This window comes from Rhodanobacter ginsengisoli, assembly GCF_042657065.1.
GTDB lineage: Bacteria > Pseudomonadota > Gammaproteobacteria > Xanthomonadales > Rhodanobacteraceae > Rhodanobacter > Rhodanobacter ginsengisoli.
This window is the reverse complement of the sequence record NZ_JBHSNF010000001.1, coordinates 1882053-1902674: the sequence shown is the minus strand read 5'-3', so window position 1 is coordinate 1902674 and position 20622 is coordinate 1882053. Positions and strand designations below refer to the sequence as shown.

The following is a 20622-nucleotide window of genomic DNA, read 5'->3' as shown; positions in this document are numbered from 1 at the left end:
GCCACTGTGGGTGTCCTGCTTGCGCCGTGGCGCCTTGAACTGCGCGAGAGCCGGCGGCTTGCAGCGGCGCCTGGCGCGGGTGTCCTTCGTGCTGGACCGGGCGTCCGTTGAATTTTGTACTGTGTCGTATAATATTCACGTCATCGACGGTGTTCAAGGGTTTTTATGCAAAACGGAACAAAAAAAGACGAGAGCGCCCGCAAGCCCCGCGGGCGACCGCGTGCCTACGAGCCGGTGGCGGCGCTGCAACAGGCGACCGACGCTTTCTGGAAGACCGGCTATGCCGGCACCTCCCTCGACGACATCGCCGCGGCCACCGGCATGAACCGGCCCAGCCTGCGGGCCGCATTCGGCGACAAGCGCGCCATCTACCTGAAGGCGCTTAACGCCTACTGGGAGCACAAGCTCGCCGCGATGCGGGAGGTACTTGGGGGAGACTTGCCGCTCGACCAGGCGCTGATGAGCGTCTATGACGCTGCACTGTCAATCTATTTTTCCGGCCGCGGCCGGGCGCGTGGGTGCTTCGTGGTGGGAACCGCCGTCACCGAAGCAGTGCACGATGCGGAGACCCGCAAGGTGGTCAGCGAGGGGTTCCGCAAGCTCGATGCCGACTTCGCGGCGCGTCTGCGCCTTGCGCAGGAAACCGGCGAACTCAAGCGGTGCGCCGACCCGGAGGCACTGGCGATGCTTGCCACCGCCACGATGCAAACGATGGCCATCCGGGCGCGTGCCGGCAGCTCCCGTGAAGACCTGAGACGGTTCGCCGAAAAGGCCGTCGCCGTGATCTGCGGATAAGCGGGCCCGCCCCATGTCCGCAAGCGCTCCCGGAGCCGGCCACACCGCCACGTCGAGCCATGGCTGACGCGCTACCCGACCTCCTCGCCGAGGGCCTGGCCGTGGTGTTCTGCGGCATCAACCCGGGCCTGCAGGCGGCGGCCAGCGGGCACCACTTCGCGGGCCGCGGCAACCGCTTCTGGCAGACCCTGCATCTGGCCGGCTTTACCGACCGACGCCTGCGCCCCGAGGACGACCGCATGCTGCTGGACTACCGGTGTGGCCTGACCTCGGTGGTCGAGCGGCCCACGGCGCGCGCCGACGAACTGTCGTCCGCGGAATTTCTCGCCGCCGCCACCGTCCTCGAGCAGAAGATCGCCCGCTACCGCCCCGACTGCATCGCCTTTCTCGGCAAGGCTGCGTACGGCACGCTGTCCGGGCGAATGGCCGTTAGCTGGGGACGCCAGCCGGAAACGATCCAAGGCAGTTCGGTCTGGGTGCTGCCCAATCCGAGCGGGCGGAATCGCGCCTTCGCCCTGGCCGAGCTGGTCGGCGCCTACCGCGCGCTCCGCCTTGCCACATGCGTGTCTGTGGCGAGTTCTCCCGCCGCGTGAGCAGGAATGCCGGGCGCTGCCTCCGTCCCGTTCGGAACGTCAGGCCGGTGCAAGTGTGGACGGCAGGCCCGGATACCGCGGCGGGGCAGGGCTGCTGACATCGAACGATGGTGCCGCCGTTCAATACTTCAGGTTCAACTCCGGCACCCGCTTCCGGTGGATCTCATACAGCTCCAGGAACTCCTCTTCGGTCAGTTCGTCAGGGGCATACACCGCGACGGGGTCCCACTCATGGTCGGTCGGCTGCGGGCGCCGCGGGCCGCCACGCAGCGAGAACGGGCGGCCATCGTATTCGAGCAACTCGGGTGCTTCCTCGATGTGCTCGATCCTCGCATCATCCGGACTGACAAGAAATACGGTGAAGATCATCGGTGGCTCCCAGGGGGCTTCACGCAGGAGGGGCCGGCATCATGGGCTCGCGCGCGTTAGAAAAAAGTGCTTTCGGAGCCGCGCCGAACAAGGTGCGTGCCGCATCCGGCATCAGCCGCGCAAAGAGCGCCACGGGCGAGGCCCTCATGAGCACGCGGGCTACTGACGGGTTTGCTTTTCGAGGTGCGCCGGATAGCGTCAGCAGTGGCAGTCCGCCGTCGAATTCGCCGTGATCCTCCATCAGCGAACCGATCAGGTTGGACAGTCTTACTGGGGAACGGCTGCAGATCGCACTGGAAACCGCCGGAGTAGCACCCGTCGGACTGCAGGAAGGGGGTGGCAGCGGATGGTGAATCATGATTGACGATCGGCAGCGAGCGCCGTCGGTGGGCCGTTGGAGGTTGGGTCCGCTTTCTGCCGAGTTCGCTTGCGATACGCTGTGGGATCTTCGCCGTAGCGCTCGCGAAATCGCAAACTGAAATGGCTGCGACTGGCGAAGCCCACTGCTGTCGCGATCGATGCGATGGAACCCTTGGTCGCCGCAATCAGATCACGCGCCTTGGCAAGGCGCGCACGCGTCACGAATTCGATCGGTGTCGTGCCGGTGGTTTCCACGAACGCCTTCGCAAAAGCGGAACGACTCATACAGGCGGCGTTGGCCAATGAGGCCACCGTGTGCGTTGTCGAGGGTTGCGAGAGGATAGCGATGACGGACCGGCCCACGCCGGGCTTCAGGAGGATCGACGGTGTGCTACCTGGACGGTGCAATTGGTCGAGGTCGTGGCGAAGCAGCTCGACCAGACACGCCTTCATCAATGTATTCGCGAGAGCCTGGGATCCGGCTGTACGGAATCTGCTCTCATCGAGCATCGCTTCAAACGCGCTTCTGACAAAAACGTCATTGTCCGGCTTGGCACTTATGGGGCGAACGAGCCCATCGAACGTATCGAAGTCATTGGCAAAGCCGATCCGGATCCGGCCACACAACACGCGGATTTCGTATTCGCCTCCAGCGCATGCGTCGAGATACATGAGGTTATGGATCCCCATGTGCATGACCTCTTGGGCACTGTACGTCTGGCTGACGGACTCTTGTCCCGCCAACGTGCGCGCAAGATTCTTGGGCAGCAGGACAATACTGCCCGCCGGCGCTACCAGCGGCTCGTTGCCGTCAACGGAGAGATGCATCGTGCCCTCGAGCACATACATGATCTTCAGGTCTGAAATTGCCGGAATGACAAGTGCCGCATCCCGGGCGATCCGGCATATCGCGAAGGCCTCGGCCCGGACATCCATGGAATCAAGGAGCCGTTCTGCTAGCGACGCGGGTGGGTACGGCGAAGCCGACGAGGTCGGATCCCGCGTGAACAATTTGTCGAAATCGGAGCTTCTCATGAGAGCGCAATCATGTAGCGGGTTTCGTCGAGTGCCATTGGGTTACCACCAACCAAGGCATGACGCGACAAGAGCGATCCAAGCCGCGGATTGCGCCACTGTCAGGGCTATGTTTCGACAGGCTCGACGTCCTCGGCAAAGAACCCGATTTCTCAAGGACGAACGCGGATGACCGTCTTCCCCGCGTGCCGCTCGGTCGCGTTGAAGGTGGCGACGGCATCGTCGAGGGTCGCGATTTTGCCGATGTTCGTACGCAGCCGCCCGTCCCGCACCCGCTGGACGATCTCGGACAGTTGGGTCGGGTCGGCCTCGACGACGAAATCGATGGTGCGGCCGTCGGCGGGGCGAACATCCGTCGGTCCGACGACGGTCACGAGCGTTCCTCCGGCTCGAACCAGCGCAGCGGACCGCTTCTGGATGTCGCCGCCGATGACATCGAACACCAGATCGACTCCGCCGACGTCTTCCAGGACGTCGTTGTCAAGGTCGACGAACTCGTTCGCACCGAAGTCGAGCGCCTTCTGACGGTCGGCGGCGCGCCCGGTGCCGATGACGTAGGCGCCGGCCTCTCGTGCGAGTTGCGTCACCATCGAACCGACTGCGCCGGCTGCGCCGTGCGCCAGGACGCTCAGGCCCGCCTGAAGGCGGCCGTGCTGGAACAGCCCTTGCCACGCGGTCAGTCCCGAGATGGGCAGGCTCGCGCCCACCGTGAAGTCGACGTCACCCGGCAGCGGCGCGAGGTTGCGCGCCTCGATCGCCACATACTCGGCCAAGGTGCCGTCACGATACCAATCCGCGATGCCGAACACCCGCTGTCCCACCAACAGACCTGTCGTGCCATATCCGAGCGAAGTGACCACCCCGGCCAACTCGTGGCCGAGGACCGACGGTGTTCGATCACGATCGCGGCGATCGGTCCACGTGGAGGGCCACTCCAACTCAGTCCCAACGAATCCCGATGCGTGAATCTGAACGACAACGTCATTTATCGCTGCCTGCGGCTCGGGGCGCTCCATCAGCTTCATCCCGGCCGTTCCCGCGGCCTGGTCCGTCACCACGATCGCTTTCATTTGAAGTGTCTCCTCGCTGATTTGTCTCTTTGGTGGAGCTGTTGCAGGGATGGAAAGCCGGACGTCCGATGTCGGAAACAGAACGAATCTGTACACATGAGGCTGACCGGGCGGCCTTCCGCCGCGCGCGGGAAAAGGATGCTCCCGAGCGCGTTACCACAATATCAACGCGAACTGCTGCTTCGGCAAAGAGCCTCGAGGAGCGACCGTTGTATCCGCGATGCACGAACGGAAGGGCACGCGCTCGAAGCGAAGTGCTGCGCATGATGGCGCACGTCTGAAAGTCGTCGGGCAGGTAAGCGGAGATATTCGACATGGGTAGTCTCTCGTGGCCTCGTCCGCCAGACAACCCGACTCGATCGCATACGCGTGCGGCTTCGTCCAATTGCCGTGCGTCGTCGTCCAAAATTGCTCGCCAGGCTCCGAAGACCGCCAGGAAAGGACCATCCACCCGATCACACTGTCGATGATCTTCACCGGCACGCAAGCGCATTGATGAGCGCCGCGCGTGGGGTTTCCAATGTCAGAGACTCCATGAGGAGAAAGTCCATGCATGAGTCAAAGGGTGATCGGCGGAAGTTCCTCGCGCGAGCCGGCGTTGCGACACCTGGCGTCGGCACCGCGAGCCTGTTCGCCAGCAGAGCGATGTCGACCGCGATGGTTCGTCCGAACGACGTCGGCGTTATCCAGACCGCGCTTGCCCTAGAACACGAAGGCATCGCCGCTTACCGCATCGCGGGCAAGAGCGGATTGCTTTCGCCCGGGACCCGCAAGCTCGCGCTCGTATGGACCTGCTTCAAGTGTTTCGGCACGGTCCGTGCGGATACCGAAGCGGCTGGCCGGTTCCCCCGCCTGCGTCGCCGGAGCAACTCGGCCAACCTGGGCGATCAGGGTCGGTTATCGGGGGTAGGGGAGGGCTTCAGATCCACGCTGTGTGAAAGCAGACTTTTGCAGCGACAGATGACGTTTTACGTCTGCTGTTGGCGGGCTGACCTTGCGGTTCCGCTTGGTGCCCCGGCAAGCTGCGACAGGCAGAGACCCGACCTTGAACCGCCGTTCGCGAAACAACGTAAGGCGCTGTCGCGGGCATCTCTCCGACACGGGCTTCCAGCCATTTCAGGTACCCATTCCTTGGGCCTGGTTCCCAACCATGAGCGCGACGGCGGTCTACCGGCGCCCGCATGTTGGTTATTGATATGCGATAACTTACTTGCCGATTGGCGATAAATAAGGTATCGTTTATCAATATCTCTCATGGAGTGCACGATCGATGTCCCGGCCTTCATCTTCCGCACTGCAGATCGCCCATGTTGTCCTGCGCGCCCTGATCCTTCTGAACTGGATCTACGGGGCAATCGTCCTTGCGATCCTCGTAGGGATGTTTGCGGCCCCCCAATGGACTTTGACGGCCCTGGGCCTCCCACTCTCGGCACAATCCGGGCTGCTGCTCTTCGGCATGCGTGGGGTTGCAGCACTCGGACTCGCGGGCGTCCCGCTGAACCTCTCCATGCTCAAGCGCCTGGTGGCGATGGTCCAGACTGTTCGCGCCGGCGACCCTTTCATTGTGGCGAACGCATCCCGCCTGCAGGCGATCGCCTGGATTCTGCTCGCGCAGCAGATGCTCAGCCTCGTCATCGGCCTTGTCGGCAAAGCCGTTTCGACACCCAGACATCCGCTTCATCTCGATGCCGGATTCTCGCCCAGCGGATGGCTGGCGGTCATCCTGACCTTCGTCCTCGCGCGTGTCTTCGCGGAAGGCGCGTTGATGCGCCAGGACCTCGAAGGGACGGTGTGACATGGCCATCGCCATCAAGCTCGATGAGCTGCTCCACGAGCGGCGAATGACCCTGACCGAGCTGGCGGAGCGGGTCGACATCACGCTTGCCAACCTTTCAATTCTCAAAACCGGCAAGGCTCGCGCCATCCGCTTCTCAACACTTGAAGCCATCTGCGGCGCACTCGACTGTCAGCCCGGGGACATTCTGGAATTCGTCCCGGAGTCCATCTCCGGCTCCGAACAACTTCGCAAGGCTTCCCGGCAAAGGAGTTCAGCATGATCGCGACTGCACATGACCCCGCTACAAACGAAACTCGGCAGGCGAATGTCGCTGAAAAGGTTTCGCTTGTCCGCATCTATGTTCTGCGCGCGACCTATCTGCTGCTCGTGATAGGGCTCGGCGCGATGATCGTGCCCAACATCGTCAGCCACCCGGTGATCAGTCGGGGCGTCATCCCGAGCCTGCTCGGCGCCGTATGGGTACTGGCATTCGTCGGCATCAGATACCCTCTCGAAATGCTTCCGCTGTTGATGTTCGAGTTCGTGTGGAAGTCTCTCTGGATGCTGGCTTATGGCTTGCCGCAATGGTCTGCAGGAAAGCTGCCGCCGACTTTCACGGAGGATTTCTTCAACATCGGCATGGGCGTCATCCTTATGCCGCTCGTCATCCCATGGGGCTACGTCTACCGTCATTACGTAAAGCGGACCGGCGCACGCTGGCGCTGATCAAAGGCAGCGTCGCCTGAGCGTCAGGCCCATATGAAGCGAATTCTCGTGATTGACTCAGCGGCTCGGGAAGTCAACATTCGGCGTGAACTGAAGTGACTGACTTCCAGCCATTGCCAGGGCATGATTTAATTTTACATAATATACATTATGCGAAGTTGCCAAGGGGGTGCCGCGGGCCAGTAAGCGGCGCTCTCGCCGGGTCTGGCATGTCTCCCCGGAACAGTTCCGCGAGCTGCGGCATGCGTGCCTGCTGAGCCGCCAAGCCTGCGCCGCGTACCTCGGCGTCTCGCTGCGCACCGTCCGGTACTGGGATGCCGGCCACAACCGCGTGCCGTGGTCGGTCGTGCGCCTGCTGCGGCTGCGGCGTGCCGGGGAGCTGGGCGGTCTGCTGGACGGCTGGGAGGGCTGGACGATCTGGCGCGATCGGCTGGTCTCGCCGGATGGCCGGGTCTACGCGGAGCGCGACATGCGCCACCTGTGGTTGACCCTGACGCAAGCGGCCCTGTTCCGTGAGGGCTATGACCGGGCCACGCTCGGGGGTGTGGGGGCGCCAGCCCCTGCGGACGCCTGCGCAGCAGTGCCCTTGATCGAAGGGCCAGGGCGAAGCGCGGACACCCTGCCCGCGTCGTCGGCGATCCCTGCCCCGGCCCCTTCCTGCCAAACCGCTTTCCCCGTGGCCACCGTTTGCAGCAGCAGCAATCAGGGCGCGGGAGCCGTGTGTCCCGGCCGCGCAGCGGCCGGGGCGCGCGGTGGCCGTGCACTGGGGCTTGTCAGTAATGCAACAAGTGAGACGTCGGTACACGAAACGGCATCAGACGGCCGTCGCGCGGGGGTTGTGCTGACACCGGAAAGACACCAGAATGACGTCACTTTATCCAGTGGAGTGACCGATGGAAACGACGCGACTGACCCTGAGACTCCCCCCCGAGCTGGCCAGCCAAGCGGCGGACGTGGCCGCGCAGCAAGGGCTGACCATGAACGCGTTCATCGTGCAGGCGGTGCGGAACTGGGTGACCTATCAGGGCAAACGGCTCGGCTCCACCGGCCTGCCGTCGACTGGGCCTGTCCGGTCATCCGCCAGGGCGATCACGGCTCCACCGGTCCAGACCGTGCCCAAGGTGGGGGCGAACGATCCGTGTCCCTGCGGGAGCGGCCAGAAGTACAAGCGCTGCCACGGGCGGCCTTGAAGTGCGACACCCGGCCCGTTTCGAAGGCTGACCGGGTGCCGCGATTGCTCAACGCAACCGGGCCGAAGCCCGAAGGAATGATGCCATGAAAGGTCGCAGTGCGAAGCCATACAGCAGCAAGACCCTGCTCAACGCATGGAGGCAACTGCTGGAAGATATCAACCGGATCAAGGCCGATCCGGCATGTGATCTGGACCCCGAAGCGGTCGCCAACGTGACCGATTATCTGCTTGACAGAATCGACGCGTACAGGCCGGTTCAGCCGGCGCGCAGTACTGAAAAAGCGTGCCTGAAAATGCACCGTTTGCCACCCCGAGATAATCGGCCCGATAATCAGGCAGGATCAGGGGGCGGTAATGACTGAGACAACCGCCGGCAGTTATACATTATGCGAAATCAAGGAAGGCACGGCGCCGGGTCTGGCACATCTCCCCGGAGGGCTTCCGCGAGCTGCGTCATACCTGCCTGCTGAGTCGTCAGCGGGCCGCCGATTACCTCGGGGTCTCCGTGCGCACCATCCGGCACTGGGACGCTGGCCGTAACCGGGTGCCGTGGTCTGTCGTGCGGCTGCTGCGGATCGTGCGTTCCGGCGAGCTGGGCGGCCTTCATGATGCGTGGGACGGCTGGACGATCAACCGCCTCGGCCTTTGCTCACCCTGCGGGCGCTTGTTCACCGTCGAGTCGATGCGCCTGTGGTGGCTGACCGTCGAGCAGGCCCGGTTCTGGCGTCAGGGCTACGACGTTGCAACCCGGCCGTCGGCCGGCGAGTCAGTTCCAGCAGCCGCACCGGTGAGGGACGGCGACCCGCTCTTGATCGCGATGCCAGGTCGAAGAGCGGACACTCTGCCCGCGTCGACGGCGGTCCACGCCTCGGCCCATTCCTGCCAAACCGCTCTTGATCGCGGTGCGGACGAGCGGGCGAAAGCGGCCGCCTCCGGGCAAGCCGCAGGCGCCGGCGGCGGCCGTGCGATCCGCGAGCCTGCTTGCGCCAATGCGGTCGGACTGGCACAGTGGATCGGCGTCGATTCTGTTTCCGGGTGTACTCTTCCCCGTGACGTCATTCTGACGTCATCTTGCAGTCAGGAGACTGCGGAAACCGTCGCTAACTCCTTGATTTCTGGCTTTACACCACTCCAGCTGGGGGAAAGGTTGGTGGTGGTTGGCCCAGATACTAACAGGGGCCAAAAGCACCCCTACGGACCCCACACATGACCTCTTCGACCACCCTTCGGCTGCCCGATGGGCTCAAAAACGACGCTGAGACCTATGCCGCGGCGCTCGGTATTTCGCTCAATGCGCTGTGCTCCGTGGCGCTGCGTGACTACCTCGATGCGCGGCGGGTCGACCTGGCCTCGGTGTCTGCGGTGGCGGCCAGAGCCACCCCGGCGGCGGTGGGTCAAAAGCCTGTCTCGTCGATCGTGGCGGCTCCGGCTGTCTACGCGGAACCGGCAGGCGGGGTCTATGCACCCTGCCCCTGTCTGAGCGGCAAGAAGTGGAAGTTTTGCCACGGCGCTACCTGAGAAAAAGTGAGGCCCCCATCTGCTGGCGAGCGAGCCGGGGGCCTCGGGTGCAACAACAACCGGGGCCGAAGCCCCAAGGAATGATGACATGAAAGGTCGCAGTGCGAAGCCCTACACCAGCAAGACCCTGCTCAACGCGTGGCGGCAACTGCTCGAAGAGCTCAACCGGCAGAAGGCAGATCCGGCGTGTGATCTTGACCCTGCCGCGATGGCTGAGATAACGGATTACCTGCTTGACAGAATCGACGCCTACCGGCCTGCGGCGGGTCGAGATAATGCCGGAAAAGTTGTGCCTGAAAATGCACAGTTTGCCACCCCAGAAAATCGCCCACATAATGGCGTCACACTGGGGGCGAGATAATGGCGAGCCGAGCCGCGAAGGCTATACATTATGCGAAATATGGGATGCACCACGGTACTCGTCAGATTCGGCGAGACCGCCTTGCCACCAATACCGTTTTCAGTGGCATCGCATGCAAAGCCGCGACTTCCCCACCCGGGCCATGATCTCTCTATTCCTTCACCATGTGGTCGCTCAATGCGTGGAACCCGCTACCGATCGATCCGTGAGGTAGGCCACGGCACCGGCCAGGGTTTCGACCTTGGGATAGTCGCTCTCGGGAATCTCGACGCCGGTCAGGCGATGCAGCTCGATCACGTAGTGCAGGAAATCCATCGAGTCGAACTCGAACTGGTCACGGTAGCGGCGTGCCGGGTCGATCGGCTCGCCCTCCAGGTCCGGGGCGATCGCGTACAGCGCATCACGCACCGTTTTTTCGAAGTCCGCATTGCTCATAACTGCTCCGGTTGCTGCAGCAGGCCATCGAGGTGGTTGAGGAACTTCGCCGCGCTGCGGCCATCGCTGACGCGGTGGTCGCCACCGACGGCGACCGTCATCGTGCGGCATGCGCTCACCGTTCCCTGATGAGCCCACGCACGTTCGGCGATGCGGCCACAACCGATGATCGCGACCTGCGGCGGATAGATCACCGGTTGCAGGGCATCGGCCGTGTCGTCGCCGAGGTTGGACAGGGTTGCGGTTGCCGCTGTCATTTCCGAACTGCGCAGGCGTCCGCCACGGACCCTCGCCACCAGATCGTCGAGGCGTTCCATCACCTCGGTGAGCGTCAGCGTGTCCGCATCGAGGATCGCCGGCGCGATCAGGCCACCGCCACGCAGCGCGACGGCCACCCCGAGGTTCACTCGGGACGCCGGCTCGAACCCGTGCTCGCCATAGTGACCGTTGAGCGCCGGCACCGCCTTCAGTGCGAGGGCGCAGGCCTTGATCAGGGACGCCGCGTAGTGCACGCGCCCGGCGATCGGGCGTCGTGCATTTTCCTGCTCCAGCCAGGTCAGCAGCGGGGTCAAGTCGAGGGTCGAACTGACAAAGTAGTGCGGGATCTCCCGCCAGGAGCGTGCCATCGCCGCAGCGATGGCTTGACGCATCTGGTCCAGATCGAGGCCGGGTTTGCGGCCCGGCGCCGCGGCTCGCGACGGCGTGGCAGATGTCACCTGGACGGCCTCGACTTCACGCAGGCCGACCACACCCTCCGGCCCCGGCGTCACCGTCGCCACGTCGAGGCCGAGTTGCTGCGCACGCTTCCGGGCCGCCGGCGTGATCCGTGGCGTGGCCGGCTGTGGCGGTTCCGCTGCTGGTGTTGGTGCCGGTACGGATGCGGGAGGCGATCGCCGTGCCGGTGCGGCAGTTCCGGCCGCTGACGGCAAGGGCTTCGACGGCGCTGCACTCGGCCCCTGCCCGTCGCTGCGGATACGCGCCAGGACGGCACCCACGGGCACGCGCTGACCGACCTGCGCGTAGAGCTCGTCCAGCACGCCGTCTTCGTAGGTCTCGATTTCGATCACGCCCTTTTGCGTCTCGACCGCCGCGATCACGTCGCCGCGCCGCACCGGGTCACCCGGCTGCCTGAGCCATTCGACCAGCGTCGCCGCGTCCATGTCGGCACCCAGCGATGGCATGCGGAACTCGCTCATCGGCGTAACAGCCCGTGCACAGCGGCCACGATGCCCTCGACCTGCGGCGTGGCGGCCGTTTCCAGGTGATGGGGGTACGGGATCGGCACCTCGGCGCTGCACACGCGGGCGATCGGCGCATCCAGCTCGAAGAACGCCTGTTCACCGAGCTGGGCGGCAATCTCGCCGGCCAGGCTACCGGTGCGCCAGCCCTCGTCGACGATGACCGCACGATGCGTGCGGCGCACCGATTCGAGCAGGGTCGGCATGTCCAGCGGGCGCAGCGAGCGCAGGTCGATCACTTCGCAGTCGATGCCCTCCCCCGCCAATGCTTCGGCGGCTTCCAGGGTCTTCTTCAGGCTTCCGCCGTAGGTGATCAGGGTCGCGTCGCGGCCCGGCCGGCGTATCGCCGCATGATCGATATCGACGATCAGTGCATCTCCCGTGGGCAGCTCGTCCTGGTCGTTGTAGAGCGTGGCGTGCTCGAAGATCACCACCGGATTCGGGTCGAGCAGCGCACTGCGCAGCATGCTTCGGGCATCGGCCACGGTGGCCGGCGCCACCGCGCGGATGCCGGGCACATGTGCATACCAGCATTCCAGGCTGTGCGAATGCTGAGCGGCGAGCTGGCGGCCGGCGCCGGTGGCCATGCGGATCACCAGCGGCACCGAGAGCTGACCTCCGGACATGTGGCGCACCGTGGCCGCGTTGTTGACGATCTGGTCCAGCGCCAGCAGGCTGAAGTTGACCGTCATCACTTCGACGATCGGCCGCATGCCGCCCAGTGCCGCGCCGATGCCGGCCCCGACGAAACCGGATTCGCACAGCGGCGTATCGCGGATGCGCTGTTCGCCGAATTCGGCCAGCAGCCCCTTGGAGCAGGCATAGGCACCACCGTAGCGGCCCACGTCCTCGCCCATCAGGAACACACGCTCGTCGCGCAACAACGCCTCGCGCATGGCCTCGCGCACCGCATCGCGGTAACTGATGCGGGCATGCCCCGCTTCCGGCTCCAGCGCAAGCAGCGAACGGGACGGCGCCGCTGCGGCGTCGTTGACGCCGCCAACTGGCGGCGGTTCGGTCGCCTGCCCGTTCGGGAGCAGCCCCTCCGCCGAAAGCGAAGGGCTGGGGGCGTAGACATCATGCAGAAGCTCGCCCACCGGCTCCCACGGCGATTGCTCGGCGAAGGTGACGGCTTCGTCGATGACCCGGGCGACCTCGGCCTCGATCGCGTCCAGATCGTCCTGATGCAGCGTGCCGTTGGCGAGGGTCCATTCGGTGAAGCGCACGACCGGACCGCGTCGCTTCCATTCCTCGACCTCCGCCTTGTCGCGGTACAGCTCGGGGTCGAACATCGAGTGGGCGCGGAAGCGGTAGGTATGGCTCTCCAGGAAGCATGGCCCCTCGCCGGCACGGATGGCTTCGGCGGCCCGACGGGCGGCCACCTCGACGTCGACCACGTTCATGCCGTCGACGATCTCGGCGCGCATGCCGTAGGACTCGGCGTGGCGATGGATGTCGGTCACCGATTCGGAGCGCTCCAGTGCCGTACCCATCGCGTAGCGGTTGTTCTCGCAGACAAACAGCACCGGCAGCTTCCACAGTGCCGCCAGATTCAGCGATTCGTGGAACTCCCCTTCGGCCGCGGCCCCTTCGCCGAAGAAGCAGCAGGTCACGCGTGGCCGGCCGCTCAGCTTGTCGGCCAGGGCCAGCCCTACCGCCAGCGGCAGGCCACCGCCCACGATCGCATTGCCGCCGTAGAAGCGTTGCGCGGCGCTGAACAGGTGCATCGATCCGCCGTGGCCGCGACTGCATCCGGTGACCTTGCCATACATTTCGGCCATCACCGCCGATGCCGGCAGGCCGCGCACCAGCGCATGACCGTGTTCGCGATAGGTGGCGACGACGGCATCCTCGCTGGTCAGCGCCTGCATCACGCCGACCGCATTGGCCTCCTCGCCGATGTACAGATGCAGGAAGCCACGGATCTTCTCCTGCGTGTACAGCTCCGCGCATTTTTCCTCGAAGCGCCGGATCAGGATCATCTGCCGCATCAGTTCGCGCGCATGCTCGCGCGTCACGTGTACCTTGAGCGGTTTGGCGGTGCTCATGCGCCACCTTCCAGGGTCGACAAATCGCCTTCGGGCAGTCCCAGCTCGCGCGCCTTCAGCAGTCGCCGCATGATCTTGCCGGAACGGGTCCTGGGCAGGCTGTCGCGGAAGGCGATCTCGCGAGGTGCGACGGCCGGTCCCAGGCGCTTGCGGGCGTGTGCCAGCAGCTCCTTTCGCAGCGCCTCCCCGGCGGTATGACCGGGGCGCAGCGCGACAAACGCCTTGACCGCTTCCCGCGCGATCGGATCGGGCACACCGATCACCCCGGCCTCGATGACGGCCGGGTGCTCCATCAGCACGCTTTCCACTTCAAACGGGCCGATCAGGTGTCCCGCGGACTTGATCACATCATCGGCGCGGCCGACGAACCAGAAATAGCCGTCCTCGTCGCACCGGGCCAGGTCGCCGCTGAGGTACCAGCCACCGACGAAACACTTTGCATAGCGCTCGTCCTCCTTCAGGTAACCACGGAACATCGACGGCCAGCCCTGGCGAAGCGCCAGCTCGCCCTCGCGGCCGGCTTCCGTGATCACCTCGACGCCCTGCCCGGCACGGCGCACGACGGCCGCTTCGATGCCGGGCAACGGCCGTCCCATCGAGCCCGGCTTGATGTCCATCGAGGCGTAATTGGCGATCATGATGCCGCCGGTCTCGGTCTGCCACCAGTTGTCGTGGATTGCCAGGCCAAGCACCCGCTGGCCCCACACCACGGCCTCGGGGTTGAGCGGCTCGCCGACACTGGCAATGAAACGCAGCGCGGAGAGGTCATACCCTTTCACCAGCTCGTCGCCGGCCTTCATCAACATGCGGATCGCGGTCGGTGCGGTGTACCAGACGTCGACGTGCTGTTCCGCCAGCGTGCGATACCAGCGCTCGGCGTCGAACTCCTCCTCGTCGGCGATCAGCGTGCAGCCGACCGCGAGCGGGCCGATGATGCCGTAGGACGTCCCGGTGACCCAGCCCGGGTCGGCAGTGCACCAGTAGACGTCGTCGGGGCGAAGGTCCAGCGCCAGCATCGCGGTGGCGCGATGGGCGGTAACGCCTGCATGCACGTGCATCGCGGCCTTCGGCCGGCCGGTGGTGCCACTGGTGAAATGCAGCGTCGCGAGATCTTCCGGATCGGTGGGTCCGATGGTGTACTCGGGAGAGGCCGAGTCGAGCAGCTCCTGGAAATCCACGATGCGCCCGTCCGACGTCTCCGTTGTTTCCGGTGCGGACTGCGCCGCCGGCGCGGGCGATTCCCCCGCAGCGAGCGGCACCGCCGGCATCGGTGCGACCAGGCCATCGACCAGGATCACGTGCCGCAGGTACGGCAGCTGTCCCAGGATCGGCATGACCTTGCGCCGAAACAGCTGGGCGCTGGTCACCAGCACAGCCGGTTCGGCGATCGCCATGCGCGCGGCAATCGGCTCGGGACCGAACGCGGAAAACAACGGGCACAGCACCGCGCGATGCTTCCAGCTGCCGAACGCGGCGACGTACAACGCGGGGACGCGCCCGAGCAGCGTAAAAACGCGCTCGCCACGCTGTACGCCAAGATCGTTCAGCGCGCTGGCAAAACGGCTGCTGAGTTCGGCCAGCTCGGCATAGCTGAAGTCGCCGACGCCACCCTCCTTCGCCAGCCAGCGCAAGGCGACCCGCTCGCCGCGGCCCTCATGCACATGCCGGTCGAGCGCTTCGTACGCGATATTGATGCCGCCGCCCCCCGGCAGGCCAGCAAGCTCGTTGCGGGCCTGGTCCCAGGAGAAGGCTTTCCGCACCTGCTCGTAGTCACCGAGATTCGGTGCACCCGCCCCGCGATTCAAAACCTTGTGAATGACCGCCCATTCCACGGCAGGACTCCTGCGGGAAAGCGGCCTCCAACTTAGACCTGCGCCTGCCCGTCCGATTTGATCTCTATCAAGTCGGGCCCCGAATGGCACGGTTCCATGCAACGCGGCCACCTGATGAAGCGGCTAGCAGATCCTCGGCAACTGCTCCCCCGACAGCATGTCCAGTACCCGCGAGCCGCCGATGGTGCTCAGGCTGACCGTCGCTCCACGCGCGCCCTCCTCGACCGTTCCGATCACCGCCACCTGCTCGCCGAAGCGTCGCAGCACGTCGACGGCCTGCCCGGCAGCCGCGGCCGGCACGATGGCGACGAAACGGCCTTCGTTGGCGACATAGAGCGGATCGAGCCCGAGGATTTCGCAGGCGCCGCGTACCGGCTCCGCCACCGCGATGGCCGCCTCGTCCAGGCGGATGCCGACGCCGCCGGTGTCGGCGATCTCGATCAGCGCGGTGGCCAGGCCTCCGCGGGTCAGGTCGCGCAGGCAGTGCACCTCGATGCCGGCCTCGAACAACTGGCGCACGGCCAGCGCCACCGGCGCGCAGTCGCTGAGGATCGGCGTTTCGAAACCGAGCCCCTCGCGTGCAGCCATGACGGCCATGCCGTGGCGACCGATGTCGCCGCTCAGCACCACCACGTCGCCCGGGCGGACCCGGGTCGGGGCAACCCGCGCTGCTGCGAACAGACGCCCCACGCCCGAGGTGTTGATGTACAACCCATCGCCCTTGCCGTGTTCGACGACCTTGGTATCGCCGGTAACCAGCCGCACCCCCGCCGCCGTGGCGGCCTGCCGCATGGAGGCGATCACACGGCTCAGGTCGGCGATGGCAAAGCCCTCCTCGAGCACCAGCCCGACGCTCAGATAGAGCGGCTCGGCGCCGCACATCGCCAGGTCGTTCACCGTGCCGTTGACGGCCAGCGTGCCGATGTCGCCGCCGGGAAAGAACAGCGGCCGCACCACGTAGGAGTCGGTACTGAAAGCCAGCCGGGCACCGTCGATCTCGAACACCGCGCCGTCATGGGTGAGATCGTCCGCCGTTTCGGCGAAGGCCGGTCGGAACAGGCCGTCGATCAACCGCCGGGTCAGCAGGCCGCCACCGCCATGGGCCAGCTCGATCGCATCGCCGGTGGTCGCCGGGATCGGGCATTGCGGTGCGAACGGCGGCTTCCGGTTCATGGCGTGCCTCCCGTCGTCGTCGCCTGGAGCGCGTGCGGCCGACGGTAACGGTAATACGCCGCGCAGGCCCCCTCGGACGACACCATGGTCGCGCCCAGCGGATGCTCGGGCGTGCAGCGGGTGCCGAAGGCCGGGCAGTCCGTCGGTTTCTTCACGCCACGCAGGATCTCGCCGCTGATGCATTCGCCCACGCGTTCGGGCGGTACCGCGACGTCGGCGAAACGCCGCAATGCGTCGTAGCGCGCATACGTCGGCGCCAGGCCAAGGCCGCTGGCCGGGATGTCGCCGATGCCGCGCCAGCGCTGCGGCTGCACCGCGAACACCCGGGCGATCGCCTCGCGCGCCGCGCGATTGCCGTCGCGCCGCACCGAGCGGCTGTAGGGGTTCTCCACCTCGGCCCTGCCCTGCTCCAGCTGGCGAATGCACAGGTACAGGCCCTGCAGCAGGTCCAGCGGCTCGAAGCCGGTGACCACGATGGGGATGCCATGGCGACGCGCGATCGGTTCGTACTCGCGGTAGCCCATCACCGTGCAGACGTGCCCGGCAGCCAGGAAACCCTGCACCTGATTGTCGGGGTCACCGAGCAGGGCCTCGATCGCCGGCGGCACCAGCACATGCGAGACCAGCAGGGAAAAATTGGCCAGGCCCGCGCGTTCGGCCTGCAGCACCGCCATGGCCGTGGTCGGCGCGGTGGTCTCGAAGCCGATGGCGAGGAACACCACCTCGCGCCCGGGGTGCGCGCGTGCGATCGCCAGCGCGTCCAGCGGCGAATAGACCATGCGCACGTCGGCGCCGCGGGCCCTGGCCGCCAGCAGGCTGCCGCCCTCGCCCGGCACCCGCAGCATGTCGCCGAACGAGCAGAAGATCACCCCGGGTCGCGTCGCGATGGCGATGGCGGCATCGATGATGCCGGCCGGCGTCACGCACACCGGGCAGCCCGGTCCGTGCAGCAGCGCGATCCCGTCGGGAAGCATCTGGTCGATGCCGTGGCGCACGATCGCATGGGTCTGTCCGCCGCAGATCTCCATGATCGTCCACGGCCGCGTGGTGATGCGGGCGATCGCTTCGGCGTAGCGCCGCGCCGCGGCCGGGTCGCGGAATTCGTCGACGTATTTCACGGCAGTTCCTCCGGCACGAAGTCGGCAAGGTAGGCAAGCGTGCGCCGTGCTTCGGTTTCGTCGAGCACGGTGATCGCAAAGCCCGCGTGCACCAGTACGTAGTCGCCGGGCCGGGCCTCCGGGACGTAGGCCAGGCTGGCCACCTTGACCACGCCGGCGAAGCTGACACGGCCCTGCCGGGTCAGCGCGTCACCGTCGTCGACGCTCAGCAACTGTCCGGGCACGGCGAGGCACATCAGCGATTCTCCTCTTGCGGGAACCGGGCTGCGGCGACAGCCTGGCCGGCGGCGAGGCCGCCGTCGTTGGGCGGAATCCGGTGATGCCAGTACGGTGACAGATCCGCCTCGCGCAGCCGCGACACGGCCAGCTCGGTGAGTCGGGCATTCTGGAAACAGCCACCGGTCAGCAGCACCTGGTCGCAGCCGATCCGCGTGGCTACCGCGACGATGGCTTCGGCCAGCGCCTCGTGGAATGCCGCCGCCAGCGCCTCCACCGACACGCCTTCGCCACGGGCCGCCACTAGATCGGTCAGGGTCGGTCGCCAGTCGACCAGCAGCATGCCGTCGTTCTCGACCAGCCGCGGCAGCGCGACGGTCGCCGCGCGTTCGGCACGCGCCGCGGCGAACTCGACGGCCATCGCCGCCTCGCCCTCGAAGCTGGCCTGCTGACACAGATCGAGAATCGAGGCGACCGCATCGAACAGCCGGCCGGCACTGGAGGTCGAGGGTGCGTTGACCTTGCGCGCCAGCATCCGGGCCAGCAGCGGTCGTTCGGTCGGCGCAAACGCGGCGACCGGCGCCAGCGCGGTCATCGCCATCGCCGGCGCACCGAACAGCGCGTGCAGCACACCGAGTGCGGCACGCCGCGGCTCGCGCATCGCCGCCTCGCCGCCGGGCAGGCAGAACGGCCACAGACTGGCGACGCGGCGATGCTGCGCGCCGTCCACCCTCAGGAACTCGCCGCCCCACAACGTGCCGTCATCGCCGTAGCCGTTGCCGTCCCAGGCCACGCCGAGCACGGCACCGTCCAGGCCGTTGTCCAGCATCCCCGCCAGCACATGGGCCAGATGGTGCGGCACCCGCCGCACCGCCGGTCCCAGGCGATCGGCCAGGCGCGTGCTGTGGTAGTCGGGGTGGCGGTCGCAGGCAACGGCCTGCGCTTGCACGCGGTAGAGCCCGAGCAGGTCGTCGACGGATTGCCCGTAGGCTTCGCGGGTTTCCGCGCCGCCCAAATCGCCGATGTGCGGCCCGAGCACGATGCGCCCCTGCACGGCGACCGCGACGGCCGTTTTCTGATGCCCCCCGAGTGCCAGCAGCGGGGTGGTCGACGCGGGATCGTCGAGTGCCAGCGGTGCATGACCGCGTGCCCGCCGCAACACGCTCGGCTGGCCGGCGATGAGCCGCACCACCGAGTCGTCGACGCGGTGCCGGATCGGGCGATCGTGCACCAGGAAGCCGTCGGCGAGCCCATCGAGCCGCGCCAGCGCCTGCGTTTCGTCGACGACGATCGGCTCCTCGCCGCGGTTGCCGCTGGTGGCGACCAGCGGAAAGTCGAGTTCGTGCAGCAACAGGTGATGCAACGGCGTGTACGGCAACATGACGCCCCACTGCGGATTGCCCGGAGCGACCGCGGGCGCGATCGCGCTGGCGGTCGGTCGCGCGCGCAGCAGGACGATCGGCGCGGCGGCCGAACCCAGCAGGCGCGCCTCCTCGGCATCCACCTGCGCGATCGCCTGCGCATCGGCCAAGGTGCGCACCATCAGCGCAAACGGCTTGGCCGGACGCCGCTTGCGCTCGCGCAGCCGGCACACGGCATCGTCGTTGCGCGCATCGACCAGCAACTGGAAGCCACCCAGCCCCTTGAACGCCACGATCTCGCCGCGGCGCAAGGCATCGACGGCCTGCAGCAGCGCCCGATCCGCCATGGCCACGACGGCGCCGTGCCGGTCCCACCACGCGAGTCGTGGCCCGCAATCCGGACAGGCGTTGGTTTCGGCGTGGAAGCGGCGCGAAGCCGGATCGTCGTATTCCGCCTGACAGGCCGGGCACATGGCGAAGCGCCGCATCGTGGTGCGGTCGCGGTCGTAGGGAACCGCCTCGATGATGCTGTAGCGCGGCCCGCAGTGGGTGCAGGTGGTGAATGGGTAGCGGTAGCGGCGGTCGTCAGGATCGAGGATCTCGGCAAGACAGGCCGCACAGGTCGCCAGGTCGGGCAGGATCACCGCCGAGCATTCGCCATCGCTGGCGCTCGCGGCGATCACGAATTCGCGTTCGTCGCGCGGCGCCAGCCGGCGCAGCGCCCGTCGGTGGATCGCGGCGGGCGCAGTGATGTCGCGGTCGAGCCGGTCGAGGAAACGCTCGATCGCAGGCGCCGGCCCCTCGACCTCCAGCGTCACGCCGGCACCGGTATTGCGGACGAAACCACCCAGACCCTCCTCACGCGCCAGCCGATGCACGAACGGCCGGAATCCCACGCCCTGCACCGCGCCGCCCACGTCCAGCCGCAGCCGTTGCCGCTCTTCGGCAACCGCGGATGTCGGGTGGTGCAAGAGGTTCATCTCATCCCTCCTCGTCCGGCACGGAAAACTCCGCACTCTGCAGCATCACATGCTGGGCATGCGGGTCGGCGGGATCCCCCGAGGCGACGATGCTCAGCGCCGCCCCTTCGGCCAGCGTGCCGCGCGCCTCGTCATCGAAATGTTCGCGGAAATGCTCCGGCGAAAACTGGCTCAATGCGCCGAGCCAGACGACCACCGCACAGACGCGCCCGGCGCCCTGCTCCCGCGCCGCCTGCTCCAGGCGGCGGACCAGATCACGAACGATGCCTGTTTCATGCATGGGCGGTTGGCTCCCTGCAGTTGCGGGGCTGAATTACGCACCGGGCGTGGCGATGGCCGTGCAGTTCGCGGCACCCCCTGGCCCAGCGTCCGGTCCCCAATAACATGCCCTTGCGCATGCTGCGCAGTGCTGAGACCCCAGCCCC

Annotated in this window: 23 protein-coding genes and 1 pseudogene; 12 read left to right on the top strand and 12 right to left on the bottom strand. The window is 66.4% G+C overall.

Annotation, left to right across the window (positions count from 1 at the left end):
• The first annotated feature begins 165 nt into the window (after window positions 1-165).
• Entirely contained in the window at window positions 166-795 is a 630-nt protein-coding gene (locus ACFPPA_RS08815; protein WP_377319304.1) for a TetR/AcrR family transcriptional regulator, read from the top strand.
• 59 nt (window positions 796-854) lie between these two features.
• A complete protein-coding gene (gene mug, locus ACFPPA_RS08810; protein ID WP_377319302.1) occupies window positions 855-1388 on the top strand; it encodes a G/U mismatch-specific DNA glycosylase in 534 nt (177 codons plus the stop codon).
• A gap of 120 nt (window positions 1389-1508) precedes the next feature.
• Here the strand turns inward: mug and ACFPPA_RS08805 are convergent, their stop codons facing one another.
• From ACFPPA_RS08805 to ACFPPA_RS08795, 3 genes are all read right to left on the bottom strand, one after another.
• On the bottom strand, window positions 1509-1757 hold the full coding sequence (locus ACFPPA_RS08805) for a hypothetical protein (protein WP_377319300.1): 249 nt from the start codon (window positions 1755-1757) through the stop codon (window positions 1509-1511).
• A 354-nt stretch (window positions 1758-2111) separates the two neighbouring features.
• A complete protein-coding gene (locus ACFPPA_RS08800) occupies window positions 2112-3152 on the bottom strand; it encodes an AraC family transcriptional regulator (RefSeq protein ID WP_377319298.1) in 1041 nt (346 codons plus the stop codon).
• Window positions 3153-3304: 152 nt separating this feature from the next.
• Window positions 3305-4222 (bottom strand): NADP-dependent oxidoreductase, encoded by a 918-nt coding sequence (locus ACFPPA_RS08795; RefSeq protein WP_377319296.1) that lies wholly within the window; start codon window positions 4220-4222, stop codon window positions 3305-3307.
• Window positions 4223-4771: 549 nt separating this feature from the next.
• Here ACFPPA_RS08795 and ACFPPA_RS08790 point away from each other — a divergent pair.
• The 10 genes and pseudogenes from ACFPPA_RS08790 to ACFPPA_RS08745 all read left to right on the top strand — a co-directional run bounded on the left by ACFPPA_RS08790 (window position 4772) and on the right by ACFPPA_RS08745 (window position 9796).
• Complete coding sequence (locus ACFPPA_RS08790) at window positions 4772-5449, top strand: hypothetical protein (RefSeq protein ID WP_377319294.1); 678 nt, start codon at window positions 4772-4774, stop codon at window positions 5447-5449.
• 43 nt (window positions 5450-5492) lie between these two features.
• Window positions 5493-6017, top strand: coding sequence for a DUF2975 domain-containing protein (locus tag ACFPPA_RS08785; protein WP_377319292.1), 525 nt, complete (start codon window positions 5493-5495; stop codon window positions 6015-6017).
• A 1-nt stretch (window position 6018) separates the two neighbouring features.
• Window positions 6019-6279, top strand: coding sequence for a helix-turn-helix domain-containing protein (locus ACFPPA_RS08780; protein WP_377319290.1), 261 nt, complete (start codon window positions 6019-6021; stop codon window positions 6277-6279).
• Window positions 6276-6725 carry a hypothetical protein gene (locus ACFPPA_RS08775; RefSeq protein ID WP_377319288.1) on the top strand — a complete coding sequence of 150 codons (450 nt, stop codon included), beginning with the start codon at window positions 6276-6278 and terminating at the stop codon, window positions 6723-6725. Before ACFPPA_RS08780 ends, ACFPPA_RS08775 begins: the two co-directional genes overlap by 4 nt.
• A 169-nt stretch (window positions 6726-6894) precedes the next feature.
• Window positions 6895-7254, top strand: a pseudogene (locus ACFPPA_RS08770) (VC1465 family Xer recombination activation factor); the annotation flags it as partial.
• Between the two features lie 364 nt (window positions 7255-7618).
• Window positions 7619-7915: a YlcI/YnfO family protein gene (locus tag ACFPPA_RS08765; protein ID WP_377319286.1), complete on the top strand. Its 297-nt coding sequence runs from the start codon at window positions 7619-7621 to the stop codon at window positions 7913-7915.
• Between the two features lie 85 nt (window positions 7916-8000).
• Entirely contained in the window at window positions 8001-8279 is a 279-nt protein-coding gene (locus tag ACFPPA_RS08760) for a hypothetical protein (protein ID WP_377319284.1), read from the top strand.
• Window positions 8276-9127, top strand: coding sequence for a VC1465 family Xer recombination activation factor (locus ACFPPA_RS08755; protein WP_377319468.1), 852 nt, complete (start codon window positions 8276-8278; stop codon window positions 9125-9127). Before ACFPPA_RS08760 ends, ACFPPA_RS08755 begins: the two co-directional genes overlap by 4 nt.
• Window positions 9124-9435, top strand: a complete 312-nt coding sequence (locus ACFPPA_RS08750; protein WP_377319282.1) for an SEC-C metal-binding domain-containing protein — start codon at window positions 9124-9126, stop codon at window positions 9433-9435. Before ACFPPA_RS08755 ends, ACFPPA_RS08750 begins: the two co-directional genes overlap by 4 nt.
• An 88-nt stretch (window positions 9436-9523) precedes the next feature.
• The gene (locus ACFPPA_RS08745; protein WP_377319280.1) at window positions 9524-9796 is read left to right on the top strand and encodes a hypothetical protein; all 273 of its coding nucleotides are present in this window, start codon (window positions 9524-9526) and stop codon (window positions 9794-9796) included.
• A gap of 174 nt (window positions 9797-9970) precedes the next feature.
• Here the strand turns inward: ACFPPA_RS08745 and ACFPPA_RS08740 are convergent, their stop codons facing one another.
• From ACFPPA_RS08740 to ACFPPA_RS08700, 9 genes are all read right to left on the bottom strand, one after another.
• The gene (locus ACFPPA_RS08740; RefSeq protein WP_377319278.1) at window positions 9971-10231 is read right to left on the bottom strand and encodes an acyl carrier protein; all 261 of its coding nucleotides are present in this window, start codon (window positions 10229-10231) and stop codon (window positions 9971-9973) included.
• On the bottom strand, window positions 10228-11412 hold the full coding sequence (locus ACFPPA_RS08735; protein ID WP_377319276.1) for a dihydrolipoamide acetyltransferase family protein: 1185 nt from the start codon (window positions 11410-11412) through the stop codon (window positions 10228-10230). The genes ACFPPA_RS08740 and ACFPPA_RS08735 overlap by 4 nt, the downstream gene beginning before the upstream one ends.
• A gap of 11 nt (window positions 11413-11423) precedes the next feature.
• Window positions 11424-13517, bottom strand: coding sequence for a pyruvate dehydrogenase (acetyl-transferring) E1 component subunit alpha (gene pdhA, locus ACFPPA_RS08730; protein WP_377319274.1), 2094 nt, complete (start codon window positions 13515-13517; stop codon window positions 11424-11426).
• Window positions 13514-15349 (bottom strand): AMP-binding protein, encoded by a 1836-nt coding sequence (locus tag ACFPPA_RS08725; RefSeq protein WP_377319272.1) that lies wholly within the window; start codon window positions 15347-15349, stop codon window positions 13514-13516. Before ACFPPA_RS08725 ends, pdhA begins: the two co-directional genes overlap by 4 nt.
• A gap of 123 nt (window positions 15350-15472) precedes the next feature.
• Window positions 15473-16522: a hydrogenase expression/formation protein HypE gene (gene hypE, locus ACFPPA_RS08720; RefSeq protein ID WP_377319270.1), complete on the bottom strand. Its 1050-nt coding sequence runs from the start codon at window positions 16520-16522 to the stop codon at window positions 15473-15475.
• The gene (hypD, locus tag ACFPPA_RS08715) at window positions 16519-17640 is read right to left on the bottom strand and encodes a hydrogenase formation protein HypD (RefSeq protein WP_377319268.1); all 1122 of its coding nucleotides are present in this window, start codon (window positions 17638-17640) and stop codon (window positions 16519-16521) included. Before hypD ends, hypE begins: the two co-directional genes overlap by 4 nt.
• Window positions 17637-17876, bottom strand: a complete 240-nt coding sequence (locus ACFPPA_RS08710; protein WP_377319266.1) for a HypC/HybG/HupF family hydrogenase formation chaperone — start codon at window positions 17874-17876, stop codon at window positions 17637-17639. The genes hypD and ACFPPA_RS08710 overlap by 4 nt, the downstream gene beginning before the upstream one ends.
• Window positions 17876-20197 carry a carbamoyltransferase HypF gene (hypF, locus tag ACFPPA_RS08705; RefSeq protein WP_377319264.1) on the bottom strand — a complete coding sequence of 774 codons (2322 nt, stop codon included), beginning with the start codon at window positions 20195-20197 and terminating at the stop codon, window positions 17876-17878. The genes ACFPPA_RS08710 and hypF overlap by 1 nt, the downstream gene beginning before the upstream one ends.
• Before the next feature lies 1 nt (window position 20198).
• Complete coding sequence (locus ACFPPA_RS08700) at window positions 20199-20477, bottom strand: hydrogenase maturation nickel metallochaperone HypA/HybF (RefSeq protein ID WP_377319262.1); 279 nt, start codon at window positions 20475-20477, stop codon at window positions 20199-20201.
• Between the last annotated feature and the right edge of the window lie 145 nt (window positions 20478-20622).

What these genes read in the sequence shown, in the direction of transcription:
- ACFPPA_RS08815 (WP_377319304.1), top strand. Translation starts at nt 166, where the DNA reads ATGCAAAACGGAACAAAAAAAGACGAGAGCGCCCGCAAGCCCCGCGGG.
- mug (WP_377319302.1), top strand. Translation starts at nt 855, where the DNA reads ATGGCTGACGCGCTACCCGACCTCCTCGCCGAGGGCCTGGCCGTGGTG.
- ACFPPA_RS08805 (WP_377319300.1), bottom strand. Translation starts at nt 1,757, where the DNA reads ATGATCTTCACCGTATTTCTTGTCAGTCCGGATGATGCGAGGATCGAG.
- ACFPPA_RS08800 (WP_377319298.1), bottom strand. Translation starts at nt 3,152, where the DNA reads ATGAGAAGCTCCGATTTCGACAAATTGTTCACGCGGGATCCGACCTCG.
- ACFPPA_RS08795 (WP_377319296.1), bottom strand. Translation starts at nt 4,222, where the DNA reads ATGAAAGCGATCGTGGTGACGGACCAGGCCGCGGGAACGGCCGGGATG.
- ACFPPA_RS08790 (WP_377319294.1), top strand. Translation starts at nt 4,772, where the DNA reads ATGCATGAGTCAAAGGGTGATCGGCGGAAGTTCCTCGCGCGAGCCGGC.
- ACFPPA_RS08785 (WP_377319292.1), top strand. Translation starts at nt 5,493, where the DNA reads ATGTCCCGGCCTTCATCTTCCGCACTGCAGATCGCCCATGTTGTCCTG.
- ACFPPA_RS08780 (WP_377319290.1), top strand. Translation starts at nt 6,019, where the DNA reads ATGGCCATCGCCATCAAGCTCGATGAGCTGCTCCACGAGCGGCGAATG.
- ACFPPA_RS08775 (WP_377319288.1), top strand. Translation starts at nt 6,276, where the DNA reads ATGATCGCGACTGCACATGACCCCGCTACAAACGAAACTCGGCAGGCG.
- ACFPPA_RS08765 (WP_377319286.1), top strand. Translation starts at nt 7,619, where the DNA reads ATGGAAACGACGCGACTGACCCTGAGACTCCCCCCCGAGCTGGCCAGC.
- ACFPPA_RS08760 (WP_377319284.1), top strand. Translation starts at nt 8,001, where the DNA reads ATGAAAGGTCGCAGTGCGAAGCCATACAGCAGCAAGACCCTGCTCAAC.
- ACFPPA_RS08750 (WP_377319282.1), top strand. Translation starts at nt 9,124, where the DNA reads ATGACCTCTTCGACCACCCTTCGGCTGCCCGATGGGCTCAAAAACGAC.
- ACFPPA_RS08745 (WP_377319280.1), top strand. Translation starts at nt 9,524, where the DNA reads ATGAAAGGTCGCAGTGCGAAGCCCTACACCAGCAAGACCCTGCTCAAC.
- ACFPPA_RS08740 (WP_377319278.1), bottom strand. Translation starts at nt 10,231, where the DNA reads ATGAGCAATGCGGACTTCGAAAAAACGGTGCGTGATGCGCTGTACGCG.
- ACFPPA_RS08735 (WP_377319276.1), bottom strand. Translation starts at nt 11,412, where the DNA reads ATGCCATCGCTGGGTGCCGACATGGACGCGGCGACGCTGGTCGAATGG.
- pdhA (WP_377319274.1), bottom strand. Translation starts at nt 13,517, where the DNA reads ATGAGCACCGCCAAACCGCTCAAGGTACACGTGACGCGCGAGCATGCG.
- hypE (WP_377319270.1), bottom strand. Translation starts at nt 16,522, where the DNA reads ATGAACCGGAAGCCGCCGTTCGCACCGCAATGCCCGATCCCGGCGACC.
- ACFPPA_RS08710 (WP_377319266.1), bottom strand. Translation starts at nt 17,876, where the DNA reads ATGTGCCTCGCCGTGCCCGGACAGTTGCTGAGCGTCGACGACGGTGAC.
- hypF (WP_377319264.1), bottom strand. Translation starts at nt 20,197, where the DNA reads ATGAACCTCTTGCACCACCCGACATCCGCGGTTGCCGAAGAGCGGCAA.
- ACFPPA_RS08700 (WP_377319262.1), bottom strand. Translation starts at nt 20,477, where the DNA reads ATGCATGAAACAGGCATCGTTCGTGATCTGGTCCGCCGCCTGGAGCAG.